The 12,673-nt window shown below is 51.7% G+C and carries 12 protein-coding genes; 4 read left to right on the forward strand and 8 right to left on the reverse strand.

What is annotated here, in order from left to right:
• Positions 1-193: 193 nt before the first annotated feature.
• Positions 194-955, reverse strand: coding sequence for a DUF6198 family protein (locus K2G41_RS05760; protein WP_300116316.1), 762 nt, complete (start codon positions 953-955; stop codon positions 194-196).
• A 273-nt stretch (positions 956-1,228) separates the two neighbouring features.
• Between K2G41_RS05760 and ybaK the strand changes: the two genes are divergently transcribed.
• The 4 genes from ybaK to upp all read left to right on the forward strand — a co-directional run bounded on the left by ybaK (position 1,229) and on the right by upp (position 4,463).
• Positions 1,229-1,729: a Cys-tRNA(Pro) deacylase gene (ybaK, locus tag K2G41_RS05765; protein WP_300116319.1), complete on the forward strand. Its 501-nt coding sequence runs from the start codon at positions 1,229-1,231 to the stop codon at positions 1,727-1,729.
• 31 nt (positions 1,730-1,760) lie between these two features.
• Positions 1,761-2,837, forward strand: coding sequence for a chorismate synthase (aroC, locus tag K2G41_RS05770; RefSeq protein ID WP_300116322.1), 1,077 nt, complete (start codon positions 1,761-1,763; stop codon positions 2,835-2,837).
• Positions 2,834-3,721 carry a TIGR01212 family radical SAM protein gene (locus K2G41_RS05775; protein WP_300116325.1) on the forward strand — a complete coding sequence of 296 codons (888 nt, stop codon included), beginning with the start codon at positions 2,834-2,836 and terminating at the stop codon, positions 3,719-3,721. The genes aroC and K2G41_RS05775 overlap by 4 nt, the downstream gene beginning before the upstream one ends.
• Before the next feature lie 88 nt (positions 3,722-3,809).
• A complete protein-coding gene (upp, locus tag K2G41_RS05780) occupies positions 3,810-4,463 on the forward strand; it encodes a uracil phosphoribosyltransferase (RefSeq protein WP_300116327.1) in 654 nt (217 codons plus the stop codon).
• Positions 4,464-4,590: 127 nt separating this feature from the next.
• Here the strand turns inward: upp and metK are convergent, their stop codons facing one another.
• From metK to K2G41_RS05815, 7 genes are all read right to left on the reverse strand, one after another.
• On the reverse strand, positions 4,591-5,919 hold the full coding sequence (metK, locus tag K2G41_RS05785; protein ID WP_300116330.1) for a methionine adenosyltransferase: 1,329 nt from the start codon (positions 5,917-5,919) through the stop codon (positions 4,591-4,593).
• 542 nt (positions 5,920-6,461) lie between these two features.
• Positions 6,462-6,947, reverse strand: a complete 486-nt coding sequence (locus tag K2G41_RS05790) for a hypothetical protein (protein WP_300116333.1) — start codon at positions 6,945-6,947, stop codon at positions 6,462-6,464.
• Positions 6,948-7,079: 132 nt separating this feature from the next.
• A complete protein-coding gene (gene clpB, locus K2G41_RS05795) occupies positions 7,080-9,668 on the reverse strand; it encodes an ATP-dependent chaperone ClpB (protein ID WP_300116336.1) in 2,589 nt (862 codons plus the stop codon).
• A 248-nt stretch (positions 9,669-9,916) separates the two neighbouring features.
• Positions 9,917-10,771, reverse strand: a complete 855-nt coding sequence (locus tag K2G41_RS05800) for an energy transducer TonB (protein ID WP_300116341.1) — start codon at positions 10,769-10,771, stop codon at positions 9,917-9,919.
• Between the two features lie 47 nt (positions 10,772-10,818).
• Positions 10,819-11,565: a biopolymer transporter ExbD gene (locus K2G41_RS05805; protein ID WP_300116344.1), complete on the reverse strand. Its 747-nt coding sequence runs from the start codon at positions 11,563-11,565 to the stop codon at positions 10,819-10,821.
• Between the two features lie 5 nt (positions 11,566-11,570).
• On the reverse strand, positions 11,571-12,272 hold the full coding sequence (locus K2G41_RS05810) for a biopolymer transporter ExbD (RefSeq protein ID WP_300116347.1): 702 nt from the start codon (positions 12,270-12,272) through the stop codon (positions 11,571-11,573).
• Positions 12,273-12,364: 92 nt separating this feature from the next.
• A partial coding sequence (locus K2G41_RS05815; protein WP_300116350.1) for a MotA/TolQ/ExbB proton channel family protein occupies positions 12,365-12,673 on the reverse strand: 309 nt, incomplete at its 5' end.

Here is a 12,673-nt window from a genome sequence, read left to right on the forward strand (position 1 = left end):
GAATGAAATAGTTTTTGCCCCGCGTGTATCATTACGGGCAGATGTATTCCATTTGGCATACGCGGCACGCCGCGTCCGTACAAAAATATTGTTATTCCGTTCGTTTGCCGGCATTGCGGCACGCCGCGTCCGTACAAAATTATTGTTATTCAGCTCGTTTGCCGGTATTGCGGCACGCGCAATGCCGTGTCGGTCAGCCTTTGTTTCGGGGGTAGATGAAGCGGGCGAGGCCGTAGATGTAGCGGCGGAAGCCGGGGCGATAATGGAGGAGGCGGTCAAACCAGTGCATGTGGGGATTGACGAGCTTGACGACATAGCCGACGTAGAACATGGCGAAGAGTGTACCCGGTCCGACAACTGTCCACGGCCATGATCCGAAGAAGCAGAAGCCGCAGATGACGGCTATGATCACGAGGGTGGTGTCGATCATGATCTTGACCGTAGGGAAGGGCTTTCCGGTGACGCGGGCCACTGCGACCTGTATGCCCTCGCCGGGCATAGTGACAGATCCGCAGCGGATCTCGGCGGCTACGGCTATGCCGAGGACTGTCGCTCCGATGAATTGGGCACAGATCTGGTTGATTAACGATTCGTAGGTGAACACGGAGGTGATCCACATATTTATGTCGAGGAACGCTCCGAAGATGAAACCTACGACAAGTTGAAAGAGCTGCACTTTTTCAAAACGACGGCGAAGAACGAGAATCTGTGCCGCGACCAAGATGACGTTCATGATGTTGGTGTAGCCACCGATGGTCCATCCCGGCGCGAGCCCCGCCTCACCGGCGAGTGTGAAGGCCATAGGGATTGAGGATATGACGCCGCTGCCGAGGTTTGACCGGACGCAGAGCGCGACGCCAAGGGTCATGAAAAACATGGATGTCAGGAGCAGAATGTGCTGCCAGAGGAATTCAATTACTCGTTCTTTAGTGCTAACTGTCAGGGTATTTTGCATTACGTGTTATGGATTTACGATACAAAGTTACATAAAATCCGTGAGTCGGTGAAAATAAAAAACGAGAGGGAGGGTCGGACAGGTATCTATGGTCGCCGGCAGGCGGGGGGAGATTGGAATGACTGAACTTTGTTGGTGGGAAAATTGCAATATCGGGGGTGATTGAGTAAATTTGCAGCTATCATTCAGTTGCGGCGTCAGTAAGAATCCGGAAGTGTGACGGCGGGACGGAAAAAATGATCAGCAATTACAATCGCAAAGTCTGTATTACCCATGAGTTCATCAAAAGATAAAATAGCCAAGACCAATGCCGCGAGGCTGCTCGACAGGGCCGGGATTGCCTACGAGCTTATCCCTTACACGGTAGATCCCGATAATCTTGCGGCCGATCACGTGGCCGAAGAGCTTGGCGAGGATATAAACTGTGTGTTCAAGACACTGGTGCTCAACGGCGACAAGTGTGGTCACTTCGTCTGTGTGCTTCCCGGAAACATGGAGGTGGATCTGAAGAAGGCGGCAAAGGCTGCCGGAGCGAAGAAGGCTGAGATGGTCCACATGAAGGAATTGCTCCCGTTGACTGGCTATATCCGTGGTGGCTGTTCGCCTGTCGGAATGAAGAAACCGTTTCCGACCTATTTCCACTCGACGGTGCTTGATTTTCCGTTTATATATGTGTCGGCCGGACAGCGCGGTCTGCAGTTCAAGGTCGCTCCCGGCGATCTGATTGGATATTGCTCGGCTCAGGTGGCCGATATCGCCGTCCCGAAGGAATGACGGCGGAAATCACTACATTAATACAAAGAACATGAATACAATAGGCAAGATATTTACTTTCACCGGATTCGGTGAAAGTCATGGCGCGGCCATAGGCGGCGTGATCGACGGAATGCCCGCCGGTGTGAAGATAGATCTCGAAAAGGTGCAGCATGAACTGGATCGCCGTAAGCCGGGGCAGTCCGCCGTCACGACGGCACGTAAGGAGAGCGATACGGTCGAGATCCTGTCGGGGCTCTATGAAGGCATGACTACCGGGTGTCCGATCGGTTTCATAATCCGCAACGAGAACCAGCATTCGCAGGACTATGGTCAGCTGCGCGAGGCGTTCCGCCCCTCGCACGCCGATTACACATATACTACCAAGTATGGCCTGCGTGATCATCGCGGAGGCGGACGATCGAGCGCACGCGAGACTGCTACGCGTGTCGTGGCCGGGGCGTTTGCGCGTCAGGCTCTCGAACAGATGGGTGTCACAATAGCAGCCTATACCTCGCAGGTCGGTGAAATTTCAGTCGGTGAGAGTTATAAGGATCTTGATCTTTCGCTTACGGAGAGTAATCCCGTGCGCTGTCCCGATCCTGCCAAAGCCGAGGAGATGGAGAGATTGATCATGGAGGTGAAAGCCGACGGTGATACGATAGGCGGAGTGGTAAGCTGTGTGATCAGCGGCCTTCCGGCCGGTGTAGGCGACCCCGTGTTTGGCCGACTCGGCGCACGTCTCGCCGATGCCATGATGAGCATCAATGCCAGCAAGGGATTTGAATACGGAATGGGTTTTGCCGGCGTAGGGAGCAGAGGCAGTGAGATTCTCGATCCGTTTACAGTCGGTGAGGACGGTAAGATCGGTGTGAGTGCCAACAATTCGGGGGGAATTCAGGGAGGAATCTCCAACGGCGCGGACATATATTTCCGCGTGGCCTTCAAGCCTGTCGCAACGCTGATGCAGGATATTACCACTGTGGATTGCCATGGAAACGAAGTGCTCCTGAAAGCCCGTGGCCGTCATGATCCGTGTGTAGTACCCAGAGCTGTCCCCATCGTGGAGGCAATGGCCGCGATAGTGATCCTCGATGCCGTGTTGCTTAACCGTGCCGCACGGATATGAAACCTTACCGTGACTTTTCCGACTTCCTCGCGGAGCATTTCGCAGGGAAGGTGCAGAAGATTGCGGTCAACGCCGGCTTCACTTGTCCGAACCGCGACGGAAGCAAGGGGCGGGGCGGTTGCAGCTACTGCAACAATCAGTCGTTCAATCCGGGCTACTGCGCTCCGACGGAAAGTGTCGGATCACAGCTTGAGGAGGGGAAGGCTTTCTTCGCACGGAAGTATCCCGACATGAAATATCTGGCCTACTTTCAGGCTTACACCAACACCCATTCGTCGGATATCGACAGGCTGATGGGGCTATATGAGGAGGCTTTGGCTGTGGATGACGTGGTGGGCCTTATAATAGGTACTCGGCCAGACTGCATGCCGCAGGAGCTTCTTGACCGTCTGGCCGCACTTCAGGCGTGGGTCATGGTGGAGTATGGTGCGGAAAGTTCCCACGATCCGACATTGGAATTCGTGAACCGTTGCCACACTTGGGCTGACACTGCCGATGCTGTCAGGAGGACTCATGATGCAGGGATTCCGTGTGGACTCCATCTGATAATGGGGCTTCCGGGTGAGGATGAGGAAATGATGCTCTCTACGATTGACCGCGTGAATGAGCTTCCGGTCGATACAGTGAAAATCCATCAGTTGCAGCTCATACGCGGGACACGGATGTCACGTGACGTGGAGGAGGGCCGTTATGAGATCCCCCGCTTCACAGCCGAGGAGTATGCGGATCTGTGTGTGAAGATCGTTCGCAGGCTGCGCCCTGACATAGCGATCGAAAGATTCGTGTCGCAGTCGCCGCCGGAATTGCTGATATATCCACGCTGGAATCTGAAAAACTATCAGTTCACGAATCTGATACATAACAGACTCAGGGCCGGAAGTTAGCTTTCGTTTTGTTCCCGGAGTGAAAAAACGCTACTTTTGTTGTTATAAATTCAACGATAAATTTTCAAATACCTTATAATAATAGACTATGGAAGTAATCAATTTTGCCGACCAGCCGTCACTGGTAAGCCAATATATGAGTGAGCTGCGCGACGTGAACGTGCAGAAGGATATGCTGCGTTTCCGCCGTAATCTTGAGCGCATAGGCGAGATCATGGCCTACGAGATGTCAAAGCGTATGTGCTATAAGACTGTTGATGTGACCACTCCGCTCGCAATCGCTCCTTCGCAGGTGCTTGACGAGGAAGTGGTGCTCGCTACAATTTTCCGCGCGGGCATTCCGTTCCACAAAGGATTCCTCGATTATTTTGACCATGCGCAGAATGCGTTCGTGTCCGCCTACCGTAAATATCGTGAGAAGGAGAATTTCGATGTGTTTATTGAGTACATAGCTTCTCCGCGTATCGACGGTAAGACTCTCGTAATAGCCGACCCGATGCTTGCCACGGGTTCATCAATGGAGTTGAGCTACCGTGCGTTGCTCACCAAGGGAGAGCCGGCTCACATCCACGTGGCATCGATCATCGCTTCGCGCAAGGCGATCGATTATGTAAAGAGCACTTTCCCGGAGGATAAGACCACCATCTGGGTCGGTGCGATAGATGAGGTCATCAACGATCATTCCTATATCGTGCCCGGTCTCGGTGACGCCGGTGATCTGGCCTACGGTATAAAGGAGTAACTGAATTGGATATAATAAGGAATTATTCTATCAACGTTTTGTGAAGATAGGTAAAACATTTGTAGGGCCTGCGTAAGCGCAGGCCCTACAAATGTTTTGGTTTTGACTCCTTGGCAGGAGAATCTTTTTATTTCAGTCCGAAGGCTTCCTTGACGGCAGGGACTGCATCGAGCTTCTCCCAAGTGAAAAGCTCGACCGTGCGGGTGATCGGAGCTTCATACTTGGAGTGGAATGTCTTGGTGACAGTCCGGGGTTTGCGACCCATGTGGCCGTAGCTTGCGGTCTCGCGGTAGATGGGGTTGCGGAGGCCGAGGCGTTTTTCAATAGCGTAGGGAGTCATGTCGAAGCAGGGGAGGGCATTGACTTTCTCAGCGATCTCGGCGTCGGACATGTCAACTTTCGCAGTGCCATAGGTATTGATGCAGAGGCTTACCGGGCGGGCTTCACCGATGGCGTAGGCTACCTGAACGAGAACGCGGTCAGCCACTCCTGCGGCCACGAGATTCTTGGCGATGTGGCGTGCGGCATAGGCTGCCGAGCGGTCAACCTTGGAGGGGTCTTTGCCGGAGAATGCACCGCCGCCGTGTGCGCCGTGACCGCCGTAGGTATCGACAATGATCTTACGTCCGGTGAGACCTGTGTCACCGTGAGGACCGCCGATCACAAACTTGCCGGTAGGGTTGACGAGAAGCTTTACGTCGTCACCGATAAGGGCTGCTTCCTCCGGACGGAGTTTGGCCTTGACGCGAGGGATGAGAATGTTGCGGACATCATCGGCAATGCGCTTCTGCATGGCGCGGTCAGCTGCAGCACGTGCGGTGTCCGAATCCTCGGTCGGGAGGATGAATTCATCGTGCTGGGTAGAGATGACGATGGTATCGACACGCAGTGGGCGGTTGTTTTCATCGTACTCCACTGTGACCTGACTCTTGGCATCGGGGCGGAGGTAGGTGTAGATACGTCCGCGCTTCTCGTGGGTCATTTCCTTTTCCTCGCGGCGGATGTCGGCGAGTTCCTGAAGCAGACGGTGGGAGAGATCGATGGTCAGCGGCATATAGTCGAGGGTCTCGTTGCAGGCGTAGCCGAACATCATGCCCTGATCGCCTGCGCCCTGAGCCTCGGCCTCGCTGCGCTCGACACCGCGGTTGATGTCGGCACTCTGTTCGTGGAGGGCTGAGAAAACGCCGCACGCCTCGCCGTCAAATTTGAGGGCACTGCGGTTGTAGCCTATATTGCGGATCACGTCACGTGTCACTTCCATGAGATCGATGTATGCCTCACTCTTGACTTCACCTGCGATGACAACCTGACCTGTGGTGACGAGGGTCTCGCAAGCTACCTTCGATTTCGGGTCACGGGCAAGAAATTCATCGAGTATGGCATCGGAAATCTGATCGGCAACCTTGTCGGGATGCCCTTCCGAAACGGATTCTGATGTGAAGAGATAAGTTTTCATAAACAATAGAGCTTATATATAAAAAATAAAATGTCGAAGTCGGCTGAAAATGCGTGTGGATTTGGTTACGCGCTGCCTGCTTCAACATTTCTTTCATTTTGTGTCAGTGTCCTCACGGATTCCCGACACGCGCTATGAATCTCAAAAGTCTAAATCCTCAGTGAGTGACAATGAGAAGAGAGAACCTTTAGAAACCCGTCGGAATCAACTGTAATGGCCGATCCGGCAGGATGACACAGCTGACCTAAGGGTGCAGTTTTAGCATTTTTTGAAGTGGTTGCAAGCAGCCAAATTTGTCCACTTTGATTTTCGGGTGCAAAGGTAAAAAGAAAATGCGGTAAATCCAAGGATTTTATCTTGGATTTATGAACACTCCGACGGAAAGTTATGAAAGCAAGCGGCGACCCGTTACGGACGGACACAACGAAGCCTCCGGAGCTTCTTCCGTGCGGTTGGTCAGCCGGAAGATCACCCGAAGGCTTCGTTGTAGTGAGATTATATGTTTAGAGAGAGGATCTCTCTGTCATGTATCCGTTGATGGATCAATTGGCGTTGTCAGTGATACGTGTCTCAGGGTTGATCGTACCGCCCTGATCCCCGCCTTCACCGGGCTGGTCGGGATTTTCGTTGGCCACGACATTGATGGTGAACTGAGCCACAGCGAAACCGACTTCCTTATCGACCTGAAGCACGGTGGCATTTACGCCAAGGTAATGCTTGCCAAGTTCCAAGTCAGTGGTGTTGATGCTGATGGGATAGGGAGAGATCGCAGTGCGTCCCTGAGGGATACCATCGAAGAAGTATTCGACCACACCGAGTGTGGCAGCCTTCGTGCCTTCAACAGGAACGGCACGGAGTGCGGTGATATTGAGGGTGTCGCCCTGAGTCACTTGAATGACACCATCTACTTCAGAACCGCCGGTATAATCGACGGAGAGGGTTACCTGAGGCAGATCCTTGTCATCGTCACAAGACGCCATGAATCCCAGTAACGGAAGCATAAGAAGCAAATAGAAGATACGTTTCATAGTGTGTGTAAATTAAAATAAATAGTTTGGTTGTTAATAATAAGATTGTTGAATAATTATGAATTTAGAGAAGAGATAACGGTTCGTGTGTTTGTATTTATTCAAATGCTGCCGTCACTTGGGTGTAAAAGATCAGTTGCGGAATACGATATCGTCGCCGTCATAGTCGATGACGATCGGTTTCTCACGATCGACCTTCTGGCCAAGGATATCCTTAGAGAGCTGGTTGAGGACCATTCTATGGATGACTCGCTTGACAGGGCGTGCACCGAACTCAGGATCGTAGCCTTCCTCGGCAAGGAACTTGAGAGCCTTGGGAGTAACTTCAAGCGTAACACCGTTCTTGGCGAGCATACGCTGTATAGACTTGATCTGTAGTCCGACGATTTCCTCGATCTCCTGCTCGTTGAGCGGGGTGAACATGATGATCTCGTCGATACGGTTGAGGAATTCGGGACGGATCTGCTGCTTGAGGAGGTCGAGCACTTCACCTTTAGTCTTTTCGATGACCTCGCCACGGTTTTCGGGTGTCATCTTGGCAAAGTTGTCGCGGATGACGTGTGAACCCATGTTTGAAGTCATGATGATAATGGTGTTCTTGAAGTTGACCAGTCGGCCCTTGTTGTCGGTCAGATGTCCGTCGTCAAGAACCTGAAGCAGGATGTTGAACACATCGGGGTGAGCTTTCTCGATCTCGTCGAAGAGCACTACAGAGTAGGGCTTACGGCGCACTGCCTCGGTGAGCTGACCGCCTTCATCGTAACCGACATATCCCGGAGGCGCACCGACAAGACGGCTTACGGAGTGTTTCTCCTGATACTCGCTCATGTCGATTCGGGTCATCATGGTCTCATCGTCAAACAGATATTCGGCGAGAGCCTTTGCAAGCTCGGTCTTACCGACACCGGTCGTACCGAGGAAGATGAATGAACCGATAGGACGGCGAGGATCGTTAAGGCCGGCGCGCGAACGGCGGACTGCATCGGCGATAGCAGCAATGGCATCGTTCTGACCGACCACGCGGTTGTGGAGCTCGGCTTCGAGATGGAGGAGCTTTTCTTTCTCGCTCTGGACCATCTTGTTGACGGGGATACCTGTCCAACGTGAAACTACATCGGCGATGTCCTCGGAATCGACCTCTTCCTTGATGAAGGCTTTCTCGCCCTGCATCATTTTGAGCTGTTCCTGAATAGCGGCGTTCTCCTGTTCCTTCTGCTGTACCTTGGAGTAACGGATCTCTGCCACCTTGGCATAATCGCCCTCACGTTCGGCACGCTCTGCGTCGAAGTTGAGCTGCTCGATATCGATCTTGTTCTGCTGGATCTTATTGATGAGATCCTTCTCGGCTTTCCATTTTGCGGTAAAGTCCTTCTCCTGATCACGGAGGTCGGCGAGTGATTTTTCAATTTCCTTCACCTTTTCGGTGTCGCCCTCGCGCTTGATGGCCTCACGTTCGATCTCCTTCTGTGCGATCAGACGGCTGATCTCGTCAAGAGCCTGCGGCACGGAGTCGATTTCGAGACGAAGTTTCGAGGCTGCCTCATCTACAAGGTCAATAGCCTTGTCAGGGAGGAAGCGGTCGGTGATATATCGCTCCGAGAGGGTTACGGCTGCGATAATCGCTTCGTCACGGATACGTACTTTATGGTGATTCTCATAACGTTCTTTAAGTCCACGGAGGATCGCAATGGCTGCGGCTTCGTCAGGCTCGTTGACCATTACTTTCTGGAATCGGCGTTCGAGGGCCTTGTCCTTTTCGAAGTATTTCTGATACTCGTCAAGGGTGGTGGCACCGATTGAGCGGAGTTCACCACGGGCAAGCGCAGGCTTGAGGATATTGGCGGCGTCCATCGCTCCCTCACCCTTACCAGCACCGACGAGGGTGTGAATCTCATCAATGAAGAGGATGATTTCGCCGTCAGCTCCGGTCACTTCGTTGACGATGGCCTTGAGACGTTCCTCAAATTCACCCTTGTACTTCGCACCTGCTACGAGTGCTCCCATGTCGAGCGAATAAATCTGCTTGGTGCGGAGGTTTTCAGGAACGTCGCCACGGACAATACGCTGGGCGAGACCTTCGGCGATCGCTGTCTTACCTGTACCCGGCTCACCGATGAGCATTGGGTTGTTCTTGGTACGGCGCGAAAGGATCTGGAGTACACGGCGGATCTCGTCGTCACGACCGATGACAGGGTCGAGCTTGCCTTCACGAGCTCGCTCGTTAAGGTTGATGGCATACTTCGAGAGGGCCTGATAGGTGTCTTCGGCACTTTGGTCGGTGGCTTTCTTGCCTTTGCGAAGCTCTGTGATAGCTGCTTCGAGATCACGTTGGCTCAATCCCGCGTCCTTGAGGATGGTTGATGCTGGAGAGTTGACCGTGAAAATTGCTAAGAGGAGGGCTTCGAGAGTGACATATTCGTCACCTTGTTTTTTGGCAATGTCCAGAGCTTTCTGGAGGACATCGTTGGAGCTGCGACTCAGATAGGGTTCGCCGCCTGACACTTTCGGTTCGGCTGCGATCTTTGTATCAACCTGACGCATCAGGGTGGCGGCGTTTGCGCCAACCTTGGAAAAGATGAAGTTGATGAGTGATTCCCCTTCGGTCATAACTCCCTTGAGCAGATGCACCGGCTCAATAGCTTGATTGCCTGCACCGCGGGTAATCTCTATGGCCTTTTGGATCGCTTCCTGTGACTTGATAGTAAAATTATTGAAGTTCATGAGCTATGTTGAAGTTGTGAGTTTTTTATAGTAATGTCAATTTTGTCTGGTTCTGTCAATAATGGCAGTCGGAACTGGGGGAGACGGCCATTATCGCGTCGTTATACTATACTAACAAAAATCGTGCCGATTGGTTGAGTTTTCAGGCCTAAAGTTTACAGATGTAATAATAAATTAAAAAAGAAACCGTCGCGGCTCCCATTGAGGGAACGGCGACGGTTGTCTGAATAGCTTGTAGTGGAATTCGATTATACGCCCTGAAGCTTGAAGGTAACGGGGAGGGTGTACCATACGTTCACCGCATGTCCGTTCATCTTGCCGGGGACGAAGTCGGGGAGAGACTTAACCACGCGTACAGCTTCCTTGTCGAGGTCGGGGTCCTTAGAGCGGATCACCTTAACCTCACCGACCTTACCGGTCTTGGTAACGACGAACTGTACGACGACACGACCCTGAATATTGTTTTCCTGAGCCATTGCCGGGTAACGGAGGTGGTCACCTACCCACTTGAGGAGGGCAGCGTCACCGCCGGGGAACTGAGGCTTCTGTTCAACCACGGTAAACACCTGATTGTCATCAACCGGTTCGGGTTTCTTCTCTTCGACGATAACTTCTTCCTTATGTTCACGCACCACGTTGAGGTCGTCAGTACCCTTGTCAAAGTCAGTGGTACCTACAGCAGTGTCAGTTTCCTTGAGTTCGTCCTGCGACTTGATTTCCTCAACCACTTCTTCGTCCTTGGTGATCTGAAGTTCGGTTGCCTTTACGGTGTTGAGGATCTCCTCAGGGAGAGCTTCGGGCTGCTGCTCTTCGACGCGCTGCTGTTCGGGCTCATCGGGTTCATCTTCCTGCTCATCGGCTGAATAGTCGATCATGGCCTGCTCGATCTGATCCTCAGGACGCTCTTCAGCTTTCTGAAGCACAGTGTTGGCGAGGAGGGCGATGATCGCAACGATAAGGAGGACGATGAGGATGACGATCATAGCGCGGTTGTGGCGCTTTGCGGATGCTTTACGGAGTTCGTAAGCACCGAAATCCTTATTTTTGCCTTCGAATACAAGGTCAATCCATTCTGATGATGAAAGATCTACATCTTTTGCCATATTTCAATAGAGATTTTTCGGGTTAATATATATCAGTCATCAACAGATTATTTCTTGGGGTTCTTGGCGAGGTAATCAAGGATGAGCACGGAGTCATTCTTGTTGATGTTGTCAATCTGATAACGTGAGATCTGATTGATCTGCATCTCGTCAAGCGCGCTGATTAAGCTTTCCCATGAAGCTTCGGGGGTTGCCTTGATGATCACAACAGGACGGGTGAGAGTAGAGTCATTACGGATCTCACGTGCACGGGCCTGATAGATCGAGTCATTGATGGCAGAGACGGTTGAGAACTCTTTGTTGCGCCATTTAGCCTTTTCTTTCTCGATTTTTTCAAGTACGGTCTTGTTGCGGTCATGGAGGATCTTGCGAATGCCTTGCTGGATCTTGCCATCGTTGCCGATGAAGTGTTCAGCTTTGAGCTTGTTGTTGTCAAGGAGTCCGTCGCCGTTTTCGTCAGTGAAGTCAGGCATACCTTCGTAGTAGTAAACCGTGTTCATCGGACGACCGGTCTCGTCGTTCTTGACGTTGCCGTTGGCATTGCGTTCAGTAGTCAGGATGAGTGTGATTGCCTCTGATTCCTTAGCTTTGTTCATCTGAGTCTGATCCACTTTCTCGTTCGAGGGGAGCGAGATGGTGAGGGTCTGAGACTTAATCATTGTGGTACAAAGCATGAAGAATGTAATCAGAAGCATGTTCATGTCAACCATGGGGGTAAAATCGACATGGATCGACATTTTCTTCTGGGCGCCTTTTTTCTTTTTGCCGCCGTCTGATTGTTCTATCTGTGCCATAATGATTATTCTTGCTCAGTTTTTAAAGCTGTCATGATGCTGAAGCGGTTCATCTTCAAAGTCTGGAGGTTGTCAAGCACGTCATGAACAGTGTCATAAGAAGTGTCCTTGTCGGCCTTGACTGCGATACCTTCGCCTTTCTTCATGGCTTTCTGAAGGTTGTCGTTACCAGAGTTGTAGATGGCGCGCATCCAGATCTGGAACTCGTTGAGGTGATCCATGTCCTTGTTGTCGTTGATGGGTATGCCCACGCCTTTCTGAGTCATGTCAGTGATGAACTTATCCTGCTCAGTCTGAGACATTGAAAGGAACTGGGGGAGTACCTGAAATGGAACACCGAACATATTGATTTTAGAGAATGCGTCGCGCTGTGCTACAGAAAGCTGTACCTGATTGTTGGGGTGCTGCTTGTTGTAGAGCGTTACTGCTTCATCAAGAATCGTCTTGCGGAGAGCCTCCGATCCCCATGTGTCCTTGGTTTCAGCGTCAGCGTCACCGGCAATGGAGATAAAGATTTTCCCCTCGGGGCTTACGAGGACCGACGCGAGGTTGGCGGTCGGTACTTTCTGCTCCGATACAGAGGAGGGGGTCAGGACGGTGACCGGCTCCTTCTGAAGGAAGGTAGATGTCAACATGAAGAAAGTAAGCAAGAGCACAGTCACGTCACTCATCGCGGTCATGTCGATGAGGGTGCTTTTTCTCTTCATTTTTACTTTTCCCATATTATGATAATCTAAATGTTAGAGGTTGTAAATTAGAGGTTAAAACCTTGTTTTTGAATTAGTATCAATAATAGGGATTAGTGAGTTGCAGTGAATGTCTGCACGATAGAATAACCGATCTCGTCGATAGCGTAGGTGAGGTTGTCGATCTTGTTGGTGTAGAAGTTGTAAGAGATAACAGCGAATGCACCGGTTGCGATACCGAAGGCAGTGTTGATAAGTGCCTCAGAGATACCAGTAGAGAGCTCGGTTGAGTCAGGAGCACCAGAAGCAGCGAGTGCCTGGAATGACTTGATCATACCCATCACAGTACCGAGAAGACCGACGAGAGTACCGAGAGTGGTGAGGGTAGCGACGATGGGGAGGTTCTGCTGGAGAGCGGGCAT

Source organism: Duncaniella sp. (genome assembly GCF_029056165.1).
In the GTDB taxonomy this organism is placed as follows: domain Bacteria; phylum Bacteroidota; class Bacteroidia; order Bacteroidales; family Muribaculaceae; genus Duncaniella.

Excerpts from the sequence above, each read along its gene's own strand:
- K2G41_RS05760 (WP_300116316.1), bottom strand. The coding sequence starts at position 955 with ATGCAAAATACCCTGACAGTTAGCACTAAAGAACGAGTAATTGAATTC.
- ybaK (WP_300116319.1), top strand. The coding sequence starts at position 1,229 with ATGAGTTCATCAAAAGATAAAATAGCCAAGACCAATGCCGCGAGGCTG.
- aroC (WP_300116322.1), top strand. The coding sequence starts at position 1,761 with ATGAATACAATAGGCAAGATATTTACTTTCACCGGATTCGGTGAAAGT.
- K2G41_RS05775 (WP_300116325.1), top strand. The coding sequence starts at position 2,834 with ATGAAACCTTACCGTGACTTTTCCGACTTCCTCGCGGAGCATTTCGCA.
- upp (WP_300116327.1), top strand. The coding sequence starts at position 3,810 with ATGGAAGTAATCAATTTTGCCGACCAGCCGTCACTGGTAAGCCAATAT.
- metK (WP_300116330.1), bottom strand. The coding sequence starts at position 5,919 with ATGAAAACTTATCTCTTCACATCAGAATCCGTTTCGGAAGGGCATCCC.
- K2G41_RS05790 (WP_300116333.1), bottom strand. The coding sequence starts at position 6,947 with ATGAAACGTATCTTCTATTTGCTTCTTATGCTTCCGTTACTGGGATTC.
- clpB (WP_300116336.1), bottom strand. The coding sequence starts at position 9,668 with ATGAACTTCAATAATTTTACTATCAAGTCACAGGAAGCGATCCAAAAG.
- K2G41_RS05800 (WP_300116341.1), bottom strand. The coding sequence starts at position 10,771 with ATGGCAAAAGATGTAGATCTTTCATCATCAGAATGGATTGACCTTGTA.
- K2G41_RS05805 (WP_300116344.1), bottom strand. The coding sequence starts at position 11,565 with ATGGCACAGATAGAACAATCAGACGGCGGCAAAAAGAAAAAAGGCGCC.
- K2G41_RS05810 (WP_300116347.1), bottom strand. The coding sequence starts at position 12,272 with ATGAAGAGAAAAAGCACCCTCATCGACATGACCGCGATGAGTGACGTG.